The 23741-nt window shown below is 71.6% G+C and carries 16 protein-coding genes and 1 pseudogene; 16 read left to right on the top strand and 1 reads right to left on the bottom strand.

Features of this window, described 5'->3' with window-relative positions; all coding sequences use genetic code 11:
• Nucleotides 1-11: 11 nt before the first annotated feature.
• Nucleotides 12-701, bottom strand: a complete 690-nt coding sequence (locus ACIQ7M_RS00740) for a hypothetical protein (RefSeq protein WP_403638397.1) — start codon at nt 699-701, stop codon at nt 12-14.
• A gap of 894 nt (nt 702-1595) precedes the next feature.
• Between ACIQ7M_RS00740 and ACIQ7M_RS00735 the strand changes: the two genes are divergently transcribed.
• From ACIQ7M_RS00735 to ACIQ7M_RS00660, 16 genes and pseudogenes are all read left to right on the top strand, one after another.
• Entirely contained in the window at nt 1596-3074 is a 1479-nt protein-coding gene (locus ACIQ7M_RS00735) for a sugar transferase (protein ID WP_403638395.1), read from the top strand.
• Between the two features lie 73 nt (nt 3075-3147).
• A complete protein-coding gene (locus ACIQ7M_RS00730) occupies nt 3148-4464 on the top strand; it encodes a nucleotide sugar dehydrogenase (RefSeq protein ID WP_355761650.1) in 1317 nt (438 codons plus the stop codon).
• Nucleotides 4454-5715 (top strand): annotated as a pseudogene (locus ACIQ7M_RS00725) (glycosyltransferase family 4 protein). The gene ACIQ7M_RS00730 and the pseudogene ACIQ7M_RS00725 overlap by 11 nt, the downstream one beginning before the upstream one ends.
• Nucleotides 5712-7079 carry a Wzz/FepE/Etk N-terminal domain-containing protein gene (locus ACIQ7M_RS00720; protein ID WP_386984519.1) on the top strand — a complete coding sequence of 456 codons (1368 nt, stop codon included), beginning with the start codon at nt 5712-5714 and terminating at the stop codon, nt 7077-7079. Before ACIQ7M_RS00725 ends, ACIQ7M_RS00720 begins: the two are co-directional and overlap by 4 nt.
• Nucleotides 7076-8593 (top strand): Wzz/FepE/Etk N-terminal domain-containing protein, encoded by a 1518-nt coding sequence (locus tag ACIQ7M_RS00715; protein ID WP_355761658.1) that lies wholly within the window; start codon nt 7076-7078, stop codon nt 8591-8593. The genes ACIQ7M_RS00720 and ACIQ7M_RS00715 overlap by 4 nt, the downstream gene beginning before the upstream one ends.
• Nucleotides 8594-8596: 3 nt before the next feature.
• The gene (gene asnB, locus ACIQ7M_RS00710; RefSeq protein WP_355761660.1) at nt 8597-10531 is read left to right on the top strand and encodes an asparagine synthase (glutamine-hydrolyzing); all 1935 of its coding nucleotides are present in this window, start codon (nt 8597-8599) and stop codon (nt 10529-10531) included.
• Between the two features lie 25 nt (nt 10532-10556).
• Nucleotides 10557-12761: a bi-domain-containing oxidoreductase gene (locus ACIQ7M_RS00705; protein ID WP_403638391.1), complete on the top strand. Its 2205-nt coding sequence runs from the start codon at nt 10557-10559 to the stop codon at nt 12759-12761.
• Nucleotides 12758-14725, top strand: coding sequence for an alginate lyase family protein (locus ACIQ7M_RS00700; RefSeq protein WP_403638389.1), 1968 nt, complete (start codon nt 12758-12760; stop codon nt 14723-14725). Before ACIQ7M_RS00705 ends, ACIQ7M_RS00700 begins: the two co-directional genes overlap by 4 nt.
• A 13-nt stretch (nt 14726-14738) precedes the next feature.
• Complete coding sequence (locus ACIQ7M_RS00695) at nt 14739-16259, top strand: right-handed parallel beta-helix repeat-containing protein (protein ID WP_403638387.1); 1521 nt, start codon at nt 14739-14741, stop codon at nt 16257-16259.
• Between the two features lies 1 nt (nt 16260).
• The gene (locus tag ACIQ7M_RS00690; RefSeq protein WP_403638385.1) at nt 16261-17493 is read left to right on the top strand and encodes an O-antigen ligase domain-containing protein; all 1233 of its coding nucleotides are present in this window, start codon (nt 16261-16263) and stop codon (nt 17491-17493) included.
• A gap of 2 nt (nt 17494-17495) precedes the next feature.
• Complete coding sequence (locus ACIQ7M_RS00685) at nt 17496-18737, top strand: glycosyltransferase (protein ID WP_355761673.1); 1242 nt, start codon at nt 17496-17498, stop codon at nt 18735-18737.
• Nucleotides 18734-19969 (top strand): methyltransferase domain-containing protein, encoded by a 1236-nt coding sequence (locus tag ACIQ7M_RS00680; protein ID WP_403638382.1) that lies wholly within the window; start codon nt 18734-18736, stop codon nt 19967-19969. The genes ACIQ7M_RS00685 and ACIQ7M_RS00680 overlap by 4 nt, the downstream gene beginning before the upstream one ends.
• Entirely contained in the window at nt 19966-20796 is an 831-nt protein-coding gene (locus ACIQ7M_RS00675; RefSeq protein ID WP_403638380.1) for a glucose-1-phosphate cytidylyltransferase, read from the top strand. The genes ACIQ7M_RS00680 and ACIQ7M_RS00675 overlap by 4 nt, the downstream gene beginning before the upstream one ends.
• Complete coding sequence (locus tag ACIQ7M_RS00670) at nt 20793-21440, top strand: PIG-L family deacetylase (RefSeq protein WP_355761681.1); 648 nt, start codon at nt 20793-20795, stop codon at nt 21438-21440. The genes ACIQ7M_RS00675 and ACIQ7M_RS00670 overlap by 4 nt, the downstream gene beginning before the upstream one ends.
• Nucleotides 21441-21443: 3 nt before the next feature.
• Complete coding sequence (locus tag ACIQ7M_RS00665) at nt 21444-22469, top strand: SDR family oxidoreductase (protein WP_355761684.1); 1026 nt, start codon at nt 21444-21446, stop codon at nt 22467-22469.
• Nucleotides 22466-23740 (top strand): DUF4910 domain-containing protein, encoded by a 1275-nt coding sequence (locus ACIQ7M_RS00660; RefSeq protein WP_386984504.1) that lies wholly within the window; start codon nt 22466-22468, stop codon nt 23738-23740. Before ACIQ7M_RS00665 ends, ACIQ7M_RS00660 begins: the two co-directional genes overlap by 4 nt.
• Nucleotide 23741 lies beyond the last annotated feature (1 nt).

Genomic DNA, 23741 nt, shown 5'->3' with positions numbered 1-23741 from the left:
CGTCTCCCCACTCAGTCGGCGGCGAAGAACCCGGCGATGTGGCGGGCCACCTCGTCGAGGTCGCCCAGGGTGTACTCCCGGGACTCCTCCGGCGCGGACCCCCGCACCGTCACCCGGAACGCCTCCCCGTCGCACGCGACGCGGAACACCCGGCCGTCCCGGTGGGGCGGCGGCTCGGTGAAGCGGAGTTCGCCGTAGCTGATCTCCGGAAAGAACCTCCGCAGTTCACCGAAGGACGCGAGCCGGACGAGCAGACGCTGGCCTCCGGTGGGGTACTCCGAGGCCAGCAACTCCTCCCAGCGGGCATCGGCGACCCTCCCTTCGGCGAACGCGCGCGCCAGCGTCCCCACCTTCATGAACGGGAACTCCGCCGCGTAGTCGTCGAGATGGGCGCCGCCCCGCCAGGCGGCGACCGCCCGGCGGGCCCGACCGAGGTCGTCGGTCGCTCCCGAGGCCCATTTGACACCGGACTCATGGATGGCGATGCCGAAGCTCCGCTCCTCGGCCGCGACCCAGACCGAGACGGTGCCGCGGTCGGTGGCGAGTTCCGCCTGGCCGAATCCCTGGACGAGCCCGTCGAGCGCCGGCCCGAGACCGGAGGCGCCACGCCTGAGCGCCTCGGCCAGGCCGTCGGACATGTCGAGGTCGGGGTAGTGCACCGTCGGATCCCATGAGTCCTTCGGTGGCCTGTTGCTCTTCATCCCGGGGAATCGACCCTTCGTTTGCAGGCTTACGAGATCTCTACGAACACAAGATCAAATCCGGCCACGGTCATCACCGTCAACGGACAACCCGACCAACCCCGGTCGTTTGGCGGCCAGTTGGGTCATTCTTGGTCACGCCAAAGCGACTCCCCCGGTTGCCGCCACCGGCAGGACGGCTTCCAGGAGAAGGAAGGGCCGCTCCCTGAGGAGAACTCTGGGAGTACGAGGGGTTCCGCGACATGAATTTTCGTCATGTACCGCTGCTGCAACGGGCGTTGGGGCATCCCCGCGATCGCCCTGATGGCGGAGGTGTGCACGAGCCTGTACGGCGTCCCCCAACGGCGCGACTGGCTCCGAGCAGCGGCGAGGAGGACGGTTCCGCATCGGCCGGTTTGCCGAACTGTGCGCTGTGGAAGGTCTGTTGGGGCTCGTCGATCGTCATCACCCGCCCGCCCGCGGAAGTGCTGCTCAAGGGCACGGTGGGGTCAAAGCGCCCGGAGGGGGACAACCGTCGGCGGAACCGGCACCAAATCTTGAACACAAATTCCACACATCCCCCTCTTCATAGCGGCCCTGATGGTCTAGATTGACCGTGCTTCAGCTGTTCGGACATGAGGCGACCAATAATGATCTATAGGTCCGGCGCCAGGAATGCCAGCATTGGCCTCCTCGACGCCAGACGTGGGGGTGGTCGGTCCTTGCGGCCCTGAAGGGTTCGGGTGCGGGGAGCACCCGGGTTCTCGACGGGTTTCCGGACACACAGCGCGGCGCGGGAGGCGGGGGCCTCCCGGGGGAGGAACAGCGCGTCGCGGCGCGGGGGGCGGGGGTGCCTCCCGGGGCGAGAAACAGTGTTAGGCGAACACGTCGAACCACTGGAACCTGGGGGGTTCTGTGCGGCAAGGGGGACTAGTACGTCCGTTTCCGTCTGCGCGCGAGCGTCTGACGGACGGGGCGATGCATCAGCCTGCGACCGACTGGGAGCAGCGGTACCGCCGGACCGTGATCACCAGCGACATGGTCGCCACGGCCTTCGTGGTGGCGTCCATCGGGAACTTCTTCGGTGCCCGGGACGCGGCCAACTGGCACGAGAAGTGGGGCATCCTCGCGTTCGGCACCGAGCTGCTGGTGCTGGGGGCACTGGCGGTGAGCCGTTCGTGGGCTCCGGCCGTCTTAGGCCAGGGCGCGGAGGAATTCCGCCGGCTGGGACGCTCGCTGTTCGCGGCGACCGTGGTCCTGGCGCTCGGCGGGATCGCCCTCACCTCGCGCAACATCAAACTCTGGATCTTCGTCGCGATCCCCGCGATCGCCATCGTGACCATGACCGTGCGCTATCTGCTGCGGCTGTGGCTGCACAAGCAGCGGAAGGAAGGCCGGTGTCTGCGACCGGTGCTCGCCGCCGGCAGCCCGGCCACCGTGCGCGATCTGGTCACCCGCACCCGCAAGTTCCCGCATCTCGGCTGGCGGGTGGAGGCGGTCTGCACGACGGACGGTCACGGCTTCGACGGTGACCACCTCGACGGGGTGCCGGTCGTCGGCCGGCTGGCGGACGTCGCGAACCATGTGCACCGCGACGGCTACCGCGTCGTCGCGGTCACCCCCGACCCGCACTGGTCGCCGGACCGGCTGCAACGGCTGGCCTGGAACCTGGAGGGCAGCGACGCGGAGATGGTCGTGGCCCCCGTGCTGATGGAGGTGGCCGGTCCACGGCTGCACGTCGACGCGGTGCTCGGGATCCCGCTGCTGCGGGTCAGCATGCCGACCTTCACCGGCGGCCGCCGGGCGGTCAAGGTGGTCGTCGACCGGCTGGGCGCGGCCGTCCTGTTGTTACTGTTCGCGCCGCTCATGGTCCTCGTCGGCCTGCTCGTGCTCCTGGACAGCCGGGGCGGGGCGTTCTACCGCCAGCGCCGGGTCGGCAAGAACGGCCGCGAGTTCACGATTCTCAAGTTCCGCACCATGGTCTCCGGGGCCCACAAGGCACGTGCGGAGCTGGCCGGCCTCGACGAGGGCGCCGGACTGCTGTTCAAGGTCCGCCGGGATCCGCGGGTGACCCGGGTCGGAGCGGTGCTGCGCCGGTACTCGATCGACGAACTCCCGCAGCTTTTCAACGTGTTGGCGGGATCGATGTCGCTCGTCGGTCCACGGCCCCCGTTGCCGGAGGAGTCCGCCGCGTACGGCCCGGACATCCGGCGGCGGCTGCTGGTCAAGCCCGGGCTGACCGGCCTGTGGCAGATCAGCGGACGCAGCGACCTGTCGTGGGAGGAGGCGGTGCGACTGGACCTGCGGTACGTCGAGGACTGGTCGCTCGCCCTGGACACAGTGATCTTGTGGAAGACGCTGCGTGCGGTGCTCTACGGGCAGGGGGCCTACTGATGCGCGGAGGGTGTCGTCCGGCAGGCGCGTGTACGGCAGGCCGCAAGGGTCTGCCCTGGGGGAGGAACGGGTCATGAAGGTCAGCGTTTTCGGGCTCGGTTACGTGGGCTGCGTGTCGGCCGCGTGCCTGGCCGGGCAGGGCCACGAGGTCATCGGGGTGGACGTCAACCAGGTGAAGGTCGACCTGGTCAACGACGCCAAGGCCCCGGTGGTCGAGGAGGGGATCGGCGAACTCGTCGCCGACGTCGTGGGGAGCGGGGCCTTACGCGCCACCACCGACGTCCGTGAGGCGATCGAGAACAGCGAGGTGTCGCTGATCTGCGTGGGCACGCCCTCGGAGCCCAACGGCAGCCTGTGCACCACCTACTTGGAGCGGGTCACCGAGGAGATCGGTGCCGCGCTGGCCGAGCGGGGCGGCCGGCACACCGTCGTGTTCCGCAGCACCATGCTCCCGGGCACCTGCCTGAACCTGCTGCTGCCGATCCTGGAGAAGTACGTCGGCGGAACGGCCGGCGTGGACGTCGGGGTCGCGGTCAACCCCGAGTTCCTGCGCGAGGGCACGAGCGTGCGGGACTTCTTCGACCCGCCGAAGACCGTCATCGGCGAACTCGACGCCGCGAGCGGCGACGTGGTGGCGGCTCTGTACGAGGGCCTGCCCGGCGAGGTGTTCCGGGTGCCGATCCCGGTGGCCGAGGCGATCAAGTACGCGGACAACGCGTTCCACGGCCTCAAGATCGGCTTCGCGAACGAGCTGGGCGCGGTGTGCCAGGCGCTCGGGGTGGACTCGCACCAGGTGATCGACGTGTTCCTGGCCGACCGCAAGCTGAACATCAGCCCCGCCTACCTGCGGCCCGGCTTCGCCTTCGGCGGCTCGTGCCTGCCCAAGGACCTGCGGAGCCTGGTCCACGCGGCGCAGCGGGCCGACGTGTCGGTACCCATCCTGTCCCACGTGCTGCCCTCCAACGCCGACCATCTGCAACGCGCGGTGGAGATGGTCGAGCGCACCGGCAAGCGCAAGGTGGGCCTGTTCGGGCTGTCCTTCAAGCCCGGCACCGACGACCTCCGCGAGAGCCCGCTCGTCGAACTGGCGGAAAGGCTCTTCGGCAAGGGGTACGACCTGCGGATCCACGACGCCAACGTGAGCCTCTCCCGGCTGCTCGGCGCGAACCGCGAGTACATCGAGACCCGGCTGCCGCACCTCGCGCAGCTTCTCGCGGACTCCGTCGACGAGGTGCTCGAACACGCCGAGGTGTGCCTGGTCGGGACGAAGGACCCGGCCGTGCTGTCGGCGCTGCCCCACGGTGACGGTCCGGTGATCGTCGACCTCATCCACCTCCCCGACGCCGAAGCGCGCCGGGCCGAACCGGGATACATGGGCCTTGCTTGGTGACTCGACCAGCGGCGACCGGCCAAGCCGGCGCGCGCTGATCCTGGTGGAGAACCTGTCGGTGCCGTTCGACCGACGGGTGTGGCAGGAATGCACGACCCTGCGCGACGCGGGTTGGACGGTGCACGTCATCTGTCCCCAGGGCAGTAAACGGGACACGGAGCCGGAGGCGGTGATCGACGGGGTGCGGATCCACCGCTACCCGTTGCGCGCCGCCACCGGCGGACCGGCCGGTTATCTGCGGGAGTACGGATCGGCGTTGTGGCACACCATGCGGCTGGCCCGGAAGATCGGCCCGGTCGACGTGGTGCACGCCTGCAATCCGCCCGACCTCCTGTTCCTGCCGGCCCGGTGGCTGAAGCGGCGCGGGGCGCGGTTCGTCTTCGACCAGCACGACCTGGTGCCCGAGCTGTACCTCTCCCGGTTCGACCGGGGCGAGGACCTGCTCTACCGCGGCGTCTGCGCGCTGGAACGGATGACCTACCGGGCCGCGGACGTCGTGCTCGCCACGAACGAGAGCTACAAGGACACCGCGGTACGCCGTGGCGGCAAGCGGCCGGAGGACGTCTTCGTCGTGCGCAGCGCGCCCGACATCGACCGGTTCCACCCCGTGCCGCCCGAGCCGGAGCTGAAGCGCGGCAAGCCCCATCTGCTGTGCTACCTCGGCGTGATGGGCCCGCAGGACGGCGTCGACTACGCCTTGCGGGCCCTCGCGAAGCTGCGCGACGAGGTCGGCCGGACCGACTGGCACGCGGTGTTCGTCGGCGGCGGAGACACCTTCGACGCGATGGTGGAGCTGTCCAGGCAGCTCGGACTCGCGGATCAGGTGCAGTTCACCGGGCGTATCCCGGACGCGGATCTGGTGCGCTACCTGTCCACCGCGGACGTCTGCCTCTCCCCCGACCCGCACAACCCGCTCAACGACGTGTCGACCATGAACAAGGTCCTCGAGTACATGGTGATGGGCCGGCCGCTCGTCTCGTTCGAGCTCAGGGAGGCCCGTGTCTCCGCCGGTGACGCCGCCGTCTACGCGCCCGCCAACGACGAGGGCGAGTTCGCGCGGCTCATCGCGCAGCTGCTGGACGATCCCGAGAAGCGGGCCCTGATGGGCAAGATCGGCCAGGAACGGATCAGCGGCCCGCTCTCGTGGCGGAACTCGCAGGCGTCCCTGCTCGCCGCCTACGCCGCGGCCTGCGGCGACGCCGCTCCGGCGGGCGGCCCGGAACGTGCACAGGGCGGAGGCCGCACCGTTGAACGATGACACGATACGCCTGGTCACGATCGGCCGGATCGTCCGTCGGCGCTGGCGGCTCCTCGCCGCGCTCGCCCTGGTGGGCGCGCTCGCCGGCTACGGCACCTCGCTGCTCTTCCCGCCGCGCTACACGGCCTCGGCGTCGGTCCTGCTGCCCGGCGCCTGGGAGGAACGCGAACTGCTGACCCAGCAGGAGATCGCGACCAGTTCGGTGGTGGTGGACGCGGCCGCCGACCAGCTCCACTGGACCGACGTCGGCAAGAACGAACTGCGGGACCAGGTCGGCGCGAAGACCGCCGACGGGAACATCATCAAGATCTCGGGGACGGCCGAGACCCCGGAACGCGCGCAGCGGCTCGCCGACCAGGTGGCCCGGCAGTTCGTCACGTTCGCCGCGCGGGTCGCGGACAACAACACCGACCCCGATACCGCGGCGCAGCGCGAGGCACTGCAACAGACGGTGACCCAGACCAGCAAGCGCATCACCGAGCTGGCCGACGCCGCCGATCCCGGGCAGACCGTGGAGGGCGTGCAGGCCCGCACCGAGCTGGAGAAACTGCGCACCACGCTGCAGGAGGCCATCAACAAGCTGGACCAGGCCGACCCCTCCGCCCGCAAGGCCAACATGGTCGTCATGGGCTCGGCCCCCCGCCCCACCGGCGAGGCACCACCGACACGACTCCAGCTCGTCGTCGCCGGAGCGCTGCTGTTCTTCCTGCTCGGGGTCGTCGGCCATCTCACCGCGGCCCGCATGAGCCGCCGGCTGCGCACCCAGCCGGAGATCGCCGCGGCGCTGAACGCGGAACTGCTGGGCACCGTCGACGTTCCCGCCGAGCGGACCGGGCACCGGTCGGAGAGCGATGGCTCGCACTCCGGGATCCGCCGGCTGCTCGGCGTCGACGTCCGCTGGGACATCCCGGCCCCCCAGGCCTCGAGTGACGAGGTCAGCAGGCAGATCCGCTACCAGCGTGTGTGCGCCCGTCTGCGGGACCGGCTGCCCGCCCCCCGGCGGCTGCTGGTCCTCGTCCCGGACGGTGACGAGACCGCCCGCCTCGCCGCCGGCCGGCTCGTCGCCGAGGCCGAGGGCGATCCGGCACTGCGGATGGTGGGGGTCTCGGTGTCCCAGCCCCTGGTGCCGGACCGCGGCAGCGAGTCCGGTGCCCTGGTCGTGCTCAGCCCGGGGAACTGGACCGCGGCCGAACTCGCCGGCATCGCCGAGGCGTGCGCGGACGCCAAGCACGAGGTCGTCGGTGTCGTCCTCGCCGGCATGGTCCGCGCCCTTCCGGCGCGGTCCGCCGGCCGTCCCCGGAACGCGGCCACGCCGTTGCTCGCGGTCGGCCACGACGTGAAGGGAAGTTCAGGGTGACGACGAGTACGACAACGGAGTCGTCGGCCGCCGCTCCGCTGCTGGACCTGCAGGCACTGGTGGTGGCGGTGCGCAGACGGCGCCGCTTCTGGTGTGCCGCGGGTCTGCTGGGGCTGCTCGTGGGCGCGGCGGTGGCGGTCCTGCTGCCGGCGCCGCCGACCGCGGTGACCAAGGTGCTGGTCGCGCACCAGGAGGACCAGCCGAACGACCCGGGGACGCTGATCCGCACCGACGTCGCGCTGCTCCAGACCACACGGATCGCCGACCAGGCCCTGAAGTCCCTCCACTCCTCGGAGAAGCCGGAGGACTTCATGCGGGACTACTCGGGGATCGGGCTGACCAACAACCTGCTGCAGATCACGGTGACCGGTGACAGCGACGCGCAGGCGGAGGCCCGCGCCAAGGCGCTGGCCGACGCGTTCGTCACGGACCATGTGAAGCGGATCCGGGCGGCGGCGGACGCCGAGGCCAAGGCCCTGCTCGACCAGCGTGACCGCCTTCAGGGCGAACTCACCAAGGTCAACAAGGCGATCGGGGACGCGTCGGCACAGAGCGGGCCGACGGCGTCGGCGGACCTGGAGTCCCTCTTCGCCCGCCGGGCCGAACTCACCTCGCGCATCACCGACTTCGGCCAGCGCGCCGCGGAGGCGCGCATCGGCACGCCGCAGCTCATCGCCGGCACACAGATCGTGGACGCCCCGAGCGCGGTGCGCGGCTCCCTGCCCAAGGCCGCCGCCACCAACGGCGTGATCGGACTCGTCCTCGGCCTCGTCCTCGGGCTCGCGGTCGCCGCCGTCGGTTCGGTTGTGGCGGACCGCCCCGTCCTGCGCCGGGAGATCGCGTCGAACCTCGGCGCCTCGGTCATCGCCGAACTGCCCCGCCGGAAGGGCAGGCCGGGGCGGCGCCGACGGGTCCGGGTGGCACGCGAACGGCTCACCACGTCGCTGGCGCGCACCGCGCGCGGCTCCGCGGAACCGGTGTCGCTGCTCGAACTGGGCTGTGCGCGCGGCACCACCGAGATCGCCCTGGACCTCGCAAGGGCGCTGGCGGCGGACGGGCCGGTGGTCGTCGTCGACGGTCTGCCGGGACCCCAGCTCGCCAAGCGCCGCCCGAAGCAGGGCGACCCGACGGTGGTCAGCGGCGAACGTGCCGCGGCCCTGCCGCACCAGGACCGCCGGGTCGGGGTCGGCTCGGTGGCGCCCGGCACGGCGTGGACCGACCTCCAGTACCTCGGTACGCGGACCGTACTCGTCGTACGGGCCGGGCACGGCAGTTCGGCGTGGCTGCACACCGTGGCACGGCAGCTCGCGGACCAGCGGATCGCGGTGATCGGTGTCGTACTGATCGACCCCGATCCGCGTGACCGGACCGACGGCACGCTGTGGGACGGGCTGGGCACCGCGCTGCGCGGCCAGGACGAGCGGGCGGCCCGGCAGAGCGGGCCGGCCCGGCGGGCGGAGCGGCAGCCGATATGGGCGGCCCGCGTCCCGGACAGCGACCAGGAGGCACGGTAGGACATGTGTGGCATCGCGGGGACTTACCGATGGCCCGACGGGAAGGCGGTGGCCGACCGGCTCACCGAGACGCTCGCCCACCGCGGTCCGGACGGGGCGGGCCACTACAGCCACTCCGCCGGTGACGGCGAGGTGCACCTCGGGCACCGCCGGCTGGCCATCATCGACCTGTCCGAGACGGGCGCCCAGCCGATGGTCTCGGACGGTCTCGTCCTGACGTACAACGGCGAGCTGTACAACGCGCCCGAGCTGCGCGCCGAGCTGGAGGCCTCGGGGGTGCGCTTCCGCGGCACCTCCGACACCGAGGTGCTGCTGGAGGCCTGGCGGCGCTGGGGCACGGACTGCCTGCCCCGGCTGCGCGGCATGTTCGCGTTCGGTGTCTTCGACGAGCGGACCGGCGAACTGACGCTCGCCCGCGACCAGCTCGGCATCAAGCCGCTGTTCCTGCTCCGGCGCGGCGGGGGCCTCGTGTTCGCCTCCGAGCTCAAGGCGCTGGCCGCCGTGACCGGCGGGTCGCTGGAGGTGGACCACGCGGCGCTGGTGGCGTCGCTGCTGTACTACTGGGTTCCGGACTCGCGGTGCGCGTTCCGCGAGGCGGAGAAGCTGCCGCCGGGGAGCTGGATCCGCTTCCGGCCCGACGGCGGGGTGCAGCGCGGCCGGTACTGGAACCTGCGGGAGGTCGCGTCCGAGGGCCGGGAGCGTGCTCTCAGCGGCGACCTGCCGGACATCGCCGCCGTCGTCGAGGAGTCGACCCGGCGCCATCTGCTCTCCGACGTGCCCGTGGCGACCTTCCTCTCCGGGGGGCTCGACTCCAGCTATCTGACCGCGCTGGCGGCCCGCGACCGGCCCGGGATCTCCGCCTACACGATCGGATTCCGTGCCGAGGACGCCAAGTTCGAGGCGATGCCGGACGACCTGCGCTATGCCCGGCAGGTGGCCGAGCAGTTCGGCGTCGACCTGCACGAGATCGAGATCGCCCCGGACGTGCTCGACCTGCTGCCGCGGATGACGCACCACCTGGACGAGCCGATCGGCGACCCCGCCGCGATCAACACGTTCCTCATCTGCTCGGCCGCCCGGGAGGCCGGGGTCAAGGTGATGCTCTCGGGGATGGGCGCCGACGAGCTGTTCGCCGGCTACCGCAAGCACCTGGCCAACGTGATCGCACTGCGCTACCAGCGTGTCCCGCGGCCCCTGCGGCGCGGCGTGTCCGCGGCCGTGGACCGGCTGCCGGTCGCCTCGGCCCGCCGGGGGTACCGCTCGGTGCGCTTCGCGAAGCGGTTCCTGTCCTTCGCCGATCTGCCGGAGGAGACCGCGTTCCGGCGCAGCTACACCATGTACGACCGGGCCGAACTGCTGGACCTGATCGATCCGGACCTGGCCGGGACGGTCGACGAGGTGCTGACCGAGCACGCGGACGTCTACGAGGACAACGACCTCGACGACTTCGTCAACCGTATGTGCCTGGGCGACTCCCGGATGTTCCTGCCGGGTCTGAACCTCGCCTACACGGACCGGTCGAGCATGGCCGCGTCGACCGAGGTGCGGGTGCCGTACGTGGACGTCGAGGTGGTCAGGGCGGCGTTCGCGGTGCCCGGTGACCGCAAGATCGTCAAACGGCAGGGCAAGGCCGTCCTCAAGGAGGCGGCCGCCTCGGTCCTGCCCCGGGAGATCGTGTACCGGCCCAAGGGCCTGTTCAGCGCCCCGCTGCGGGCCTGGATGAGCCGGGATCTGGCACCGCTGGTGCGCGAGGTGGTGAACGACGGCGAGCTCGTCCGGTCGGGGCTCCTGCGCCGCGACGCGCTGGCGCGCATGGTCGCCGAGGACGCCGCCGGGCAGCGGGACTTCTCCAAGCATCTGTGGCACGTGCTGACCCTCGAGTACTGGTATCGCGGCGCGACCTCCGGGGCCGGCCAGCACTCTCCCGTGAACGCGTAGAGACAGTAGAGACAAGAGGATTTCGGTGAAACAGGTCGTACAGAACTACAAGAGCGGTGAGCTGGCGCTGCTCGACGTGCCGGTGCCGGGATGCAAGCCGGACGGGGTGCTCGTCCGGAGCGCCTACTCGCTGATCTCCACCGGTACCGAGCTCATGAAGGTCTCCGAGGCCGGCATGTCGATGCTGGGCAAGGCCCGCTCCCGTCCGGACCAGGTCGCCAAGGTCATGCAGAGCGTCGCCACCAACGGGGTGCCCGCCACGTACCGCAAGGTGATGGGCAAGCTGGACTCGTACACGCCGCTCGGCTACTCGCTGTGCGGGGTGGTCGAGCAGGTCGGCGCCGGGATCGACGACGTGAAGGTCGGCGACCTGGTGGCCTGCGCCGGCAACGAGCACGCGCTGCACGCCGAGTTGAACTGGGTGCCGAAGAACCTCTACGCCCCGGTGCCGGACGGACTCGCGCCGCGGCACGCGGCCTTCGGCACCGTCGGGTCGATCGCGATGCAGGGTGTCCGCCAGGGCGAGTCGCGGCTCGGCGAGGTGGCGCTGGTCATCGGCCTCGGGCTGATCGGGCAGTTGGTCGTGCAGCTCCTCACCGCCTCGGGCGTCCGTGTCGTCGGGGTCGACCCGGACCCGGCGCGCTGCGAGCTCGCCGAGCGCCTGGGCGCCGCGGCCTGCGGCGATCCCTCCTCCGCGGCCGTGGAGAACTCCGTCGCCGAACTCACCGGCGGCCATGGCGTGGACCAGGTGTACCTGGCCGCCGGCGGCGGCAGCAACCAGCCCGTCGAGCTGGCCGCCCGGCTCTGCCGCGACCGCGGGCGGGTCGTCGACATCGGCAAGTGCCGCCTCGACCTGCCGTGGAACGCGTACTACGAGAAGGAGCTCGACGTCCGGTTCTCCCGCAGCTACGGACCCGGTCGCTACGACCCGGCGTACGAGCTGGAGGGGCGGGACTACCCGATCGGCTACGTCCGCTGGACCGAGCGGCGCAACCTGGCGTGCTTCCTCGACCTCGCCGCCCGCGGCAGCGTCGACGTGGAGCCGCTGATCTCCCACATCGCCGACTTCGACGACGCCGTCGAGACGTACCGGAGCCTGAAGGAAGGCGAACTGAAGGCCGTGGCCGTGCTGTTCCGGTACCCGGAGCAGACGGCGGAGCCGGACGCCGCGGAAACCCCGGCGAAGGCACCGGTGCTGGCCGTGCCCGCGGTGAAGCGGGGCGGCGGCGAGGGGTCCGCGCCGGTCCGGGCCGCGAAGACGCCGGTGCGCCTCGCGTTCGTCGGCGCGGGCAACTACGCCACGTCGATGCTGCTGCCGCATCTGGCGCGGCGCGACGGTGTCGAGCTGTCGACGGTCGTCACCACGACGGCGCTGTCCGCGGCCAACGCGCAGCGGAAGTTCGGCTTCGCCGAGGCGACCACCGATCTCGACGCCGTGCTCGGCGACAAGTCCATCGACGCGGTGTTCGTGGTCACCCGGCACAGCTCGCACGCCGAACTCACCCGGCAGGCCCTGCTCGCCGGCAAGACCGTGTTCGTGGAGAAGCCGCTGGCCCTCACCGAGGAGGAGCTGGCCGGGGTGCTCGCGGCGGTGGAGGAGTCCGGCAACGACCGGCTCCAGGTGGGCTTCAACCGCCGCTTCTCGCCGCTGCTCCAGGAGGCCAGGAACCAGTTCGGCGCCCGGACCGGTCCGGCGAGCCTGCGCTATCTGGTCAACGCGGGCCGGCTGGCGCAGGGGAGCTGGTACCTCCAACAGGGTTCCGAGGGCTCGCGGTTCGCCGGCGAGGGCGGCCACTTCATCGACACGGCGAGCTGGCTGCTCGACGCCGATCCGGTCTCCGTGTACGCGGTCGCCTCGTCCGGCAACGAGGACCTCCAGATCGTCCTGCGCTACCCGGACGAGTCCACCGCCACCATCAGTTACGTCACCACGGGCGCGCCCGGCTTCCCCAAGGAGACACTGGACCTCGTCGCGGACGGCAAGGTGCTCCGCCTCGACGACTTCGTCCGCGCCTCGGTCCACGCCCGCAAGCGGTGGCTCAGTTCGCGGCTGCCCAAGGCCCGGGACAAGGGCCAGTCGGCCGAACTGGCCGCGTTCGTCAAGGCCGTCCGTACCGGCGGTCCGATGCCGGTGCCGCTGGAGTCGCTGGTCGCCACCACCGCGGCCACCCTCGCCGTGCAGACCGGCCTGGCCGGCGGCGTGCCGGTGACGTTGGCGGCGGCTCGATGACCATGAGCGCGGGCTGGTACCTGCGCCGTCTGTCCCGGATGGGGCCGCGGGAGGTCGGCGGCCGGGCGGGCGACGCGGTGCGCAGGCGGCGGTGGCGTGCGGCGCCGCCGGACTGCCCGGAGGTGACCGGCGCCCGGTTCACCGCGACGCTGCCCGCGGGGACTCTCGCCGAGGTGGCGCCGGACGCCGCGAAGCGTCTGGTCGCCGCGGCGGACCGGCTGATGGACGGGCACGCCGAGTTCTTCGGGGTGGAACGCGACGACCTGGCCGACCCGGACTGGTCGTACGACCCGAAGACCGGACGCCGGGCCCCGCAGGTGTACGCCTTCGACGTGCCGTACCGCGACGAGGACGCGGTCGGGGACATCAAACAGATCTGGGAGCCGTCCCGGCACCAGTACCTCACCGTGCTCGCCGCCGCCTACGCCCTCACCGGGGACGAGCGGTACGCCGAGCGGGTGGCGGGGCACCTGCGGTCGTGGTGGGAGGCCAACCCGCCGCTGCGCGGGGTGCACTGGACCAGCGGCATCGAGCTGGGCATCCGGCTGCTGTCCTGGGTGTGGGTCCGCCGGCTGCTCGACGGCTGGCAGGGCGCGGCCGCCCTCTTCGAGGACAACCCGGTGGCGCTGAACCAGATCTGGCACCACCAGCGCTGGCTGGCCGCCTTCCCCAGCCGTGGGTCCTCGGCGAACAACCACGTCATCGCCGAGACCGCCGGGCAGTTCGCGGCGGCCTGCGCGTTCGGCTGGTTCCCCTCCTCGGCGCGCTGGCGCTCCGACGCCCTGCGGTCCCTGGAGCGGGAGCTGCGCGGCAACACGTTCCTCTCCGGCCTCAACCGCGAGCTGGCCACCGAGTACCACGGCCTGGTCCTCGAACTCGGCCTGGCCGCGCTGGCCGAGGCGGACGCGGCGGGCGTCCAGGTCCCCGCGACGGTCCGGCTCGTGCTGCTGCGCATGACGGACGCGCTCGCGGCCGTCGTGGACAACCGGCTGCGGCCGCCTCGTCAGGGCGACGCGGACGACGGGCACGGTCTGATCGTGGACGGCGCGGGCACCGACCGCTGGGCCTCGCTGCTCGCCACCGGGGAGGCCGTGTTCGGCCGGCTCGACTGGTGGCCGGCGGTGACCGGCACCGACGTGCGCACCCCGCTGCTGGCCGCGTTCATCCAGCCGTACGCGAGGAAGGACACCGCACCGGCCGTGTCCCGCCCCGCGGAACGGCCCGCCCATTTCGCCGACGCGGGCATGACGATCCTGCGCGGGCCGGAGGAGATCTGGGTCCGCTGCGACGGGGGTCCGCACGGATTCCTGTCCATCGCCGCGCACGCCCACGCCGACGCGCTGTCCGTGGAGGTCCGGCACGACGGGGTCGACGTGCTCGCCGACCCGGGCACGTTCTGCTACCACGGGCAGCCCGAGTGGCGGCGGTACTTCCGCTCCACCCTCGGCCACAACACCCTGGAACTCGACGGCGGTGACCAGTCCGTCTCGGGCGGCCCGTTCCTGTGGACCCGGCACGCCCGCAGCCGCGTCCTGGTCGCGGACGCCTCCGGCGCCCCGGCCGGGGGGACGTCCCGCTGGTGCGCCGAGCACGACGGCTACCAGGACTCGGTGCACCGGCGTCTGGTGGAACTGGCGTCCGGGAGCCGGGAGCTGACCGTGTTCGACGAGGTGCGCGGCCCGCACCGGGACGTACGCCTGGCCTTCCACCTCGGCCCGGCGGTCACCGCGGAACTGGAGGGGAACCGGGCGCGGCTGACCTGGTCCGTCGACGGCGAGGAGCGCTCCGCGGAGCTCGACCTGCCCGCGCGGCTGACCTGGCGGGCGCACCGCGGCGAGAGCGAACCGCCCCTGGGCTGGTACTCCGCCGGCTTCGGGCGCAAGGAACCCGCCACGACGCTGGTCGGCACCGGCGTCGCCGACGGCACGCAGGGGTTCACCACCGTACTCAGGTTCCACGGCTAGGGAGGAAGGACGCTTGGGGATCAACTGGCGGCACTGGGCGCTGCCGGCTGCGCTGTTGGCGCTGGCCCTGCCGGCGGCGACCGGTTGCGACAGCTCACAGGACTCACGGCTGAAGCCGACGGCCGGGCCCTCCACGTCCGTGGCCCGGATGTGCGCCAAACCCGCGTCCGGGCCGGCGAAGGCGCCGGCGGGCGCGGTGACGGTCGACCCCTCGAAGGCCGGCGACCTGGCCGAGAAGACCAAGAAGAGCCCCCCGGGCACCACGTTCTGGCTCAAGCCGGGCAAGCACAGGCTGGAGCGGGATCGCTACGCCCAGGTCATCCCCAAGAAGGGGGACGTCTACCTCGGCGCTCCGGGCGCGGTGCTCGACGGCCGCAAGACCAATCAGTACGCGTTCGCCGGCGCGGCCCCGGACGTCACCATCCGCTATCTGACCGTGCAGGGGTTCGTCGCCCCGCGCGACGAGGGCGTGGTCAACCACGACTCCGCCGACGGCTGGGTGATCGAGCACGCGACGATCCAGCACAACTCGGGTGCCGGGCTGATGGCCGGGGCCCGCCAGCAGGTCCGCGCCAACTGCCTTCGCGACAACGGCCAGTACGGCGTGAACGCGTACAAGGGCAACGGTCGTATCAGCGGCCTGGTGCTGGAGGGCAACGAGATCGTCGGCAACAACACGGACGACTGGGAGCGGAAGCGGCCGGGCTGCGGCTGCACCGGGGGCGTCAAGTTCTGGGCCGTCGACGGCGCCGACGTACGCGGCAACTGGGTGCACGACAACCGCGGAACCGGGCTGTGGGCGGACACGAACAACAACGACTTCCTCATCGAGGACAACCTGATCGAGGCCAACGACGGTGCCGCGCTGATCTACGAGACCAGCTACAACGCGGTCGTCCGCAACAACACGATCCGGCGGAACAACTGGGTCGAGGGCCGCAAGTACGCGGACCGCGGGGACAACTTCCCGTTCGCGACCATCTACATCTCCGAGTCCGGCGGCGAACCGCGGGTCCACGCCCGCACGGACAGGATCGACATCTACCGGAACGTGCTGGAGAACAACTGGTCCGGGATCACCCTGTGGGAGAACGCCGACCGGTTCTGCAACAGCCCGGCCAACACCTCGTCCGGGGACTGCACCTTGCTGGTGAAGGACATGCGCCGCTGCGCCCGGCCGGGGATCGCGACCGAACCGCTGTACGCCGACTGCCGCTGGAAGACCCAGCGGGTGGACATCCACAACAACCGCTTCGCGCTGGACAAGTCCGTCGTCGACTGCGCGGTGAAGTGCGACCGCATGGCGGTGCTGGCCAACTACGGCACCTACCCGGACTGGTCGCCGTACCAGGGCGAGCGGGTGGCGGAGGCGATCACCGGCAAGCAGCACAACCGCTGGCACGACAACACCTACGTCGGGCCGTGGAGGTTCGTCGCCCACGACCCGAGCCGGGTGCTCGATTCCGGCCAGTGGCAGGGGACGCCGTATCTGCAGGACACGGGCAGCACCTTCCGCGCCCAGGACGGTGGCTGAGATGAACACGGACCGTACACCGAAGATCATCGGGACCGTCTGGGGGCTGCTGATCCTCAACACCCTCGGGTCCGCCGGGGCGAAGACCATCGTCCCGCTGCCCCGCTCCCTCATCCAGATGGTCACCATGGGCGCGCTGGTCACCGCGTTCGCGCTGGCCCTCGCGGTCAATCTCCGGCTGCGCATCCGGACCAGCGCCTACCTGTTCCTGCTCACCCTGCTCCTGGTGATGAGCGTGATCTCCAGCATGCATCTGGAGTCCGGGTTCGGCGCCCTGTTCCGCTGCTTCCGGCTGGCCCTCTTCGTCGGCACCCTGTGGCTGGTCAGCCGCTGGTGGGACGGCGGCCAGACGTTCGTCCGGCACCACATCCGGATGTACCTGGCGGTGCTCGCGACGGTGGCCGCCGGTCTGGTCGCCTCGCCCGGCGCGGCCCTGCCCGACCTCTACGGCGGGCGGCTGGTCGGCGCGCTCTGGCCACTCACCCCGCCGCAGATCGGACAGTACGCCGCGGTCATCATCGGGCTGACCGTGCTGCTCCTGCTGGGCCGCCGGACCGACCGGACCAGCGCGGCCGTGGTCATCGTGCCCTCCCTCGTCCTGCTCGCCCTGACCCACACCCGTACGGCCACGCTCGGCCTGCTCGTCGGGCTGGCGCTGGCGATCGGCTCGCTCATCCTCACCAGCGGCGCCGCCCGCCGGTTCTTCACCTGGTCGGTGACGATCGGCACGGTGGCCGCGGTCGGGTTCGCCTCCGCGCTGCAGACGTGGTTCCTGCGCGGACAGAGCCAGGAGAACTTCTCCAGCCTCACCGGCCGGGCCAAGGTCTGGCACGCGCTGCTGGCGGAGCCCCGGTCGACCACGGAGTATCTGTTCGGCGCCGGTCTGGGCGACAAGTCGTTCGACGGGCTGCCCATCGACAACAGCTGGCTGGCCGTCTTCAACGAGCAGGGAGTGGTCGGCGTCGTCCTGGTGGCCGCGATCATCATCGTGCTGGGCGGTGTCGCGCTGCTGCGGCCGCCGTCGCTGTCGAGGGCCTGCGCGATCTTCCTGATCAGCTACTGCGCGATCGCCTCGTACACCGAGGCCGGACTCGGCGACGCCTCGCCGTATCTGCTGCACCTGGCCGTGGCCGCCTCGCTGCTGGCGACGCCCGACCGGGCGGCTCCCCCGCCGGGGCCCCGGCTTCCCCGGCGACACGTCCCTCGATGGGCCCAGCGATCGGAGGTGATCTGAGCATGCACGTCCTCGTGGTGCACAACCGCTACGCCTCGGCGCAGCCGAGCGGGGAGAACAAGGTCGTCGACCAGGAGGTGGCGCTGCTGCGGGAGGCCGGCCACCGGGTCGAGACGTTCGAGCGGCGCAGCGACGACATCGCCGCCCGGTCCCTGCCGGGCAAGGTGGCGATACCGCTGCTGGTGCCGTGGAACCCGGCGGTCCGCTCGGAACTCGCCGACCGGCTGCGCGCGGACCGGCCGGACGTGGTGCACGTCCACAACGTCTTCCCGCTCCTGTCGCCTGCCGTGCTGGCCGCCTGCGCCGACGCCGGCGTGCCCGCGGTGGCCACGCTGCACAACTACACCCAGATCTGCCCGCCCGGCACGCTCCAGCGGGACGGCCGGCCGTGCACCGAGTGCGTCGGGTCCACACCGCTGCCCGCCGTCCGGCACGGCTGCTACCGCGGCTCCCGGCTGGCGACGGTGCCGCTCGCGGTCAGCATGTCGGTCAACCGGCGGCGGTGGTGGACCGGGGTGGAGCGGTTCTTCTGCATCTCCGCAGCGCAGCGCGACGTCCTGGTGAAGGCCGGCATGCCGGCCGGGCGGCTGGCGGTGAAGCACAACTTCGTGCCCGAACCGGGCGCCCGCCGGGAGGGCGCGGGCGAGCACGTGCTCTATCTGGGCCGGCTCGCGGAGGCCAAGGGCGTACGGCTGCTCATGGCCGCCTGGGACGAGATCGCCGCCGGGGGCGGTGTGGGCGTACCGCTCGTGATCGCCGGAACGGGACCGCTGGAGCCCGAGGTGACCGCCTGGGCCGCAGGCCGGGACGACGTCCGTTACGTCGGCCTGTACGACCAGGAGCAGTGCCGGCGGGCGATCGCGCGGTCGGTCGCCGTGGTGGCTCCCTCCACCTGGCTGGAGGCGTTCGGCCTCGTGGTCGTGGAGGCGATGGCGGCGGGGGTCCCTACGGTCGCCGCCGGTCACGGCGCCTTCGTCGAACTCGTCGAGGACGGGGTGACGGGGCTGCTGCACGAGCCGGGTGAGGCCGCCTCGCTCGCGTCCTGTCTGCGCCGGATCACGGCCGGGCCGGACGACAACCGGGAGATGGGGAGGGCGGCCCGGCGCCGTTACGAACAGGGCTTCAGCCCGGCCGTCGGGCTGGAGCGCCTGCTGGAGGAGTACCGGACCGCGATCGCGGGACGGTCGGCACATGCTCGCGGCGGGGACACCCGCGCGTTCAAGGGGGATGGGGAAAGTACATGACACGATGCCGACTCTGCGGCTCGCACGCGACGGCGAGCGTCGTCGACCTGGGGGCGACACCGCCGTGCGAGAGCTTTCTCGCCGCTGACCAACTGGACCAGCCCGAGCCCGCGTACCCGCTGCACCTGCGGGTCTGCACCGACTGCTGGCTCGCGCAGATCCCTCCGCTGATCGAGCCGGAGGAGACGTTCACGGAGTACGCGTACTTCTCGTCCTACTCGACGTCCTGGGTGGAGCACGCGCGCACGTTCGTCGACGACGCCGTACAGCGGGTGGGCCTCGGCCCCGACGCCTTCGTGGCCGAGGTCGCGAGCAACGACGGATACCTGCTCAAGCACGTGGTGGAGCGGGGGATCCGCTGCCTGGGCGTCGAGCCCTCGGTGAACGTCGGCGCCGCGGCCCGCGAGGCGGGTGTGCCCACGCTGACGGCGTTCCTCGACCCGGACACCGGTGCCGCCGTGCGCGCCGAGCACGGGCCGGCCGACCTGGTCGTGGCCAACAACGTGTACGCGCACATCCCGGACGTGGTCGGGTTCACCCAGGGTCTGCGCGCCCTGGTCGCCGACGACGGCTGGGTCTCCATCGAGGTGCAGCACCTGCTGACCCTGATCGAGGAGAACCAGTACGACACGATCTACCACGAGCACTTCCAGTACTACACCGTTGCTTCCGCGGTCCGAGCCCTTGCCAGCGGTGGACTCGCGCTCGTGGACGTCGAGTTGCTGCCCACGCACGGCGGTTCCATCCGACTGTGGGCGCGGCCCGCCGAGGTGGCCGGCGAGCCCTCCGCCCGCGTGGCCGAGGTGCTCGACCGGGAGAAGGCCGCCGGGCTCCAGGAGCTGTCCGGGTACACCGAGTTCTCCGCACGCGTGGCCAAGGTCCGCCGGGATCTGCTGCGGTTCCTCATCGACGCGGCCGAGCGCGGCGAGACGGTCGTCGGCTACGGCGCCCCGGGCAAGGGCAACACCCTGCTCAACCACTGCGGCATCCGGCCCGACCTGCTCGCGTACACGGTCGACCGCAACCCCTACAAGCACGGCCGGTTCACCCCGGGCACCCGCATCCCGATCCTGGCACCCGAGCGGATCGCCGCCGACAAGCCGGACTACGTCCTGGTCCTTCCGTGGAACCTGCGGGCCGAGCTGACCGAGCAGTTGTCCTTCGTGCACGAATGGGGCGGCCGACTCGTGTTTCCCATTCCGGAACTGAGCATTGTCGAGGTCAAGGCATGAAGGTCGTCCTGTTCTGCGGCGGTTACGGGATGCGGATGCGCAACGGAACCTCCGACGACGTGCCGAAGCCGATGGCGATGGTCGGCCCGCGCCCGCTGATCTGGCACGTCATGCGCTACTACGCGCACTTCGGGCACAAGGAGTTCATCCTGTGCCTCGGCTACGGGGCCCACCACATCAAGAACTTCTTCCTCAACTACGAGGAGACGACGTCCAACGACTTCGTGCTGCGGGGCGGGCGGACCGAGCTGCTGTCCACCGACATAGCCGACTGGACGATCACGTTCGCGCAGACCGGCATCGAGTCGCCCATCGGGGAGCGGCTGCGCCGGGTGCGGCACCACCTGGACGGCGACGAGATGTTCCTCGCCAACTACGCCGACGTGCTCACCGACGCCCCGCTGCCGGAGATGATCGACAACTTCGCCCGGCGCGACGCCGGCGCGTCGATGATGGTCGTCCCGCCGCAGTCCTCGTTCCACTGCGTCGAGTTGGGCGAGGACGGCCTGGTGGGCGGCATCACCGCGGTCAGCGACATGCCGCTGTGGGAGAACGGCGGCTACTTCGTGCTCCGCCAGGAGGTCTTCGACCACATCCCGGAGAACGGGGACCTGGTGGCCGACGGCTGCGCCCAACTGGCCAAGCAGGGGCGGCTGGTGGCGCACCAGCACCGCGGCTTCTGGAAGCCGACCGACACCGTGAAGGAGCGGGCCGCGCTCGACGAGGCCTACACCCGGGGCGACCGCCCGTGGGCCGTGTGGGAGCGGGGCGGCACCGTGGCACGGGTGCCCGCGAGCCGGGTCGGCGCCACGGCGGGCACCGCGTGATCCGGCTGGGGGCCGGGCGCCTGAACAGAATCGTCGCGGTGGGCGCGCACTGCGACGACATCGCCATCGGCGCCGGCGGCACGCTGCTGACGCTGTGCCGCGCGCATCCGGGCCTCCGGGTCGACGCGCTGGTGCTCAGCGGTGGCGGCGGCGAGCGGGAACAGGAGGAGCGGGCCGCGCTGGCCGCCTTCTGCCCGGGCGCCGACCTCGGGCTGACCGTGCACAAGCTGCCGGACGGCCGACTGCCCGCGCACTGGGACGAGGCCAAGGGCGCGGTCGAGGAGCTGCGCGCGACCACGGAGCCGGATCTCGTCCTGGCCCCGCGCACCGACGACGCGCACCAGGACCACCGCGGTCTGGCGAAGCTCATGACCACCGCGTTCCGCGACCACCTCGTGCTCGGCTACGAGATCGTCAAGTGGGACGGCGATCTCGGCCGTCCGTCGGCGTACCAGCCGCTGGCACCGGAGATCGCCGAGGAGAAGGTGCGGCTGCTTCAGGAGCACTACCCCTCGCAGCAGCACCGGCCCTGGTACGACCGGGAGGCCTTCCTCGGGCTGGCCCGGATCCGCGGCATCGAAAGCAACGCGCGCTACGCCGAGGCGTTCGCCGTCACCAAACTCACTCTCGACCTGGGGGAATGAACCTTGCGCGTACTGCTGACCGGGCACCAGGGCTACCTGGGCACCGTCATGGCCCCGGTCCTCACGGCCGCCGGACACGAGGTCGTCGGTCTTGACGCCGGCCTGTTCGCCGACTGCGTCCTCGGCCCCGCGCCCGCCGACCCGCCGACGCGGCAGGTGGACCTGCGCGACGTCACGGCCGAGGACGTGGCCGGGGTCGACGCCGTGATCCACCTGGCCGCGCTGTCCAACGACCCGCTGGGCGCGCTGGCCCCGGACCTCACCTACGACATCAATCACCACGCGTCCGTGAAGCTGGCCAGGCTCGCCCGCGAGGCGGGCGTGCGGCGCTTCCTGTACGCGTCGACCTGCTCGGTCTACGGCGCCGCCGGCGGCGACGAGCTGGTGGCCGAGGACGCCCCGCTGCGGCCGGTGACGCCGTACGCGGAGTCCAAGGTGCGGGTCGAGGACGACCTGCACGAGCTCGCCGACGGCGACTTCAGCCCGGTGTACATGCGCAACGCCACCGCCTTCGGCTTCTCGCCCCGGCTGCGCGCCGACATCGTGCTGAACAACCTGGTGGGGCACGCCCTGCTGTCGGGCGAGGTCCTCGTGCTCTCCGACGGCACGCCCTGGCGCCCGCTGGTCCACGCCGCCGACATCGCGCGGGCCTTCGCGGCCGCGCTGGTCGCGCCGCGGGAGGCCGTGCACGACCTGGCGTTCAACATCGGCAGCGAGGTCAACAACGTCACCGTCGCCGAGATCGCCGAGCAGGTCGCCGAGGCGGTGTCCGGCGCCAAGGTCGTGATCACCGGGGAGAACGGCGCCGACCCGCGGTCGTACCGGGTGGACTTCTCCCGGTTCCGCGCCGCGCTGCCCGGCTTCGACTGCGAGTGGACCGTCAAGCAGGGCGCGCTCGAACTCGCCGACGCCTACCGCAAGCACGGGCTGACCCGGGAGGCCTTCGAGCAGCGCTTCACCCGGCTCGCCGTGCTGCGGGCCGCGTCGGACGCCGGCACCGTCGACGAGACCCTGCGGTGGCGCCGATGAGCACGGCCGGGGAGGAGATGTACGCGCTGGTGGAGCGGTTGTACCCGCTGTGCCGGAGCATCACCGGCGACGGGGTGCGCGCCACCCTGGACATCGTCGGCGAGCACATCCCGCTCCAGGTGCACGAGGTGCCGACCGGGACCCAGGTGCTCGACTGGACGGTGCCGCAGGAGTGGAACATCAGGGACGCCTACATAGCCGACGGCACCGGCAGGCGGGTCGTCGACTTCGCGGCGTCCAGCCTGCACGTGCTCGGCTACAGCGTGCCGGTGTCGGCGACCATGCCGCTGTCCGAGCTGCGCGGACATCTGCACACCCTGCCGGACCAGCCGGCCCTGGTGCCGTACCGCACCAGCTACTACAAGCCGGAGTGGGGGTTCTGCCTCGCCCAGGAGACCCTGGACGCGCTGCCGGACGGCGAGTACGAGGTGTGCGTCGACTCCACGCTCGCCGACGGCCACCTCACCTACGCCGAGCACGTGGTCCCCGGTCGGGTGACCGACGAGGTGATCGTCTCCTGTCACGTCTGCCACCCGTCGCTGGCCAACGACAACCTGGCCGGCATCGCCGTGGCGGTGTACCTGGCGCGCGCGCTGGCGGAGCAGGACCCGTACTACACCTACCGGTTCATCTTCGCACCGGGCACGGTCGGGGCGATCACCTGGCTGGCCCGCAACGTGGAGCGGGTGGACCGGGTCAAGCACGGGCTGGTGCTGGCCTGCGCGGGTGACTCGGGCCGGCTGACGTACAAGCGGAGCAGGCGCGGGGACGCGGAGATCGACCGGGTGCTGGAGCATGTGCTGCGCACGTCCGAACGCCCGCACGAGGTAAAGGAGTTCACCCCGTACGGCTATGACGAGCGGCAGTACTGCTCGCCCGGGTTCGACCTCGGGGTGGGCTCGCTCAGCCGGACCCCGTACGCCGGGTACCCCGAGTACCACACCTCGGCGGACGACCTGGACTTCGTCTCCCCGGAGGCGATGGCGGACACGCTCGCCGTCTGCCGCGAGGCGTTCGCCGTCCTCGACCGCAACCGGCGGTACGTCAACCTCAGCCCCTACGGCGAACCGCAGCTCGGCCGGCGCGGGCTGTACGACTCGCTCGGCGGCCGCAGCGACGCCAAGGAAGCCCAGATGGCCATGCTGTGGGTGCTCAGCCTCTCCGACGGCGAGCACAGTCTGCTGGACGTCGCGGAGCGCGCCGGGCTGCCGTTCGACACCGTCGCCGCCGCGGCCGGCGCCCTGCGCGACGCCGACCTGATCAAGACGTGAC

The organism is Streptomyces sp. NPDC096324, from assembly GCF_044763015.1.
Taxonomy (GTDB): Bacteria; Actinomycetota; Actinomycetes; order Streptomycetales; family Streptomycetaceae; genus Streptomyces.
The sequence above is the reverse complement of the archived record's forward strand: the minus strand, read 5'-3'. Positions and strand labels throughout refer to the sequence as shown.

Bases quoted from the DNA above. Each gene is read 5' to 3' on its own strand.
- ACIQ7M_RS00740 (WP_403638397.1), bottom strand. From the start codon at position 701: ATGAAGAGCAACAGGCCACCGAAGGACTCATGGGATCCGACGGTGCAC.
- asnB (WP_355761660.1), top strand. From the start codon at position 8,597: ATGTGTGGCATCGCGGGGACTTACCGATGGCCCGACGGGAAGGCGGTG.
- ACIQ7M_RS00690 (WP_403638385.1), top strand. From the start codon at position 16,261: ATGAACACGGACCGTACACCGAAGATCATCGGGACCGTCTGGGGGCTG.
- ACIQ7M_RS00730 (WP_355761650.1), top strand. From the start codon at position 3,148: ATGAAGGTCAGCGTTTTCGGGCTCGGTTACGTGGGCTGCGTGTCGGCC.
- ACIQ7M_RS00660 (WP_386984504.1), top strand. From the start codon at position 22,466: ATGAGCACGGCCGGGGAGGAGATGTACGCGCTGGTGGAGCGGTTGTAC.
- ACIQ7M_RS00685 (WP_355761673.1), top strand. From the start codon at position 17,496: ATGCACGTCCTCGTGGTGCACAACCGCTACGCCTCGGCGCAGCCGAGC.
- ACIQ7M_RS00680 (WP_403638382.1), top strand. From the start codon at position 18,734: ATGACACGATGCCGACTCTGCGGCTCGCACGCGACGGCGAGCGTCGTC.
- ACIQ7M_RS00700 (WP_403638389.1), top strand. From the start codon at position 12,758: ATGACCATGAGCGCGGGCTGGTACCTGCGCCGTCTGTCCCGGATGGGG.
- ACIQ7M_RS00675 (WP_403638380.1), top strand. From the start codon at position 19,966: ATGAAGGTCGTCCTGTTCTGCGGCGGTTACGGGATGCGGATGCGCAAC.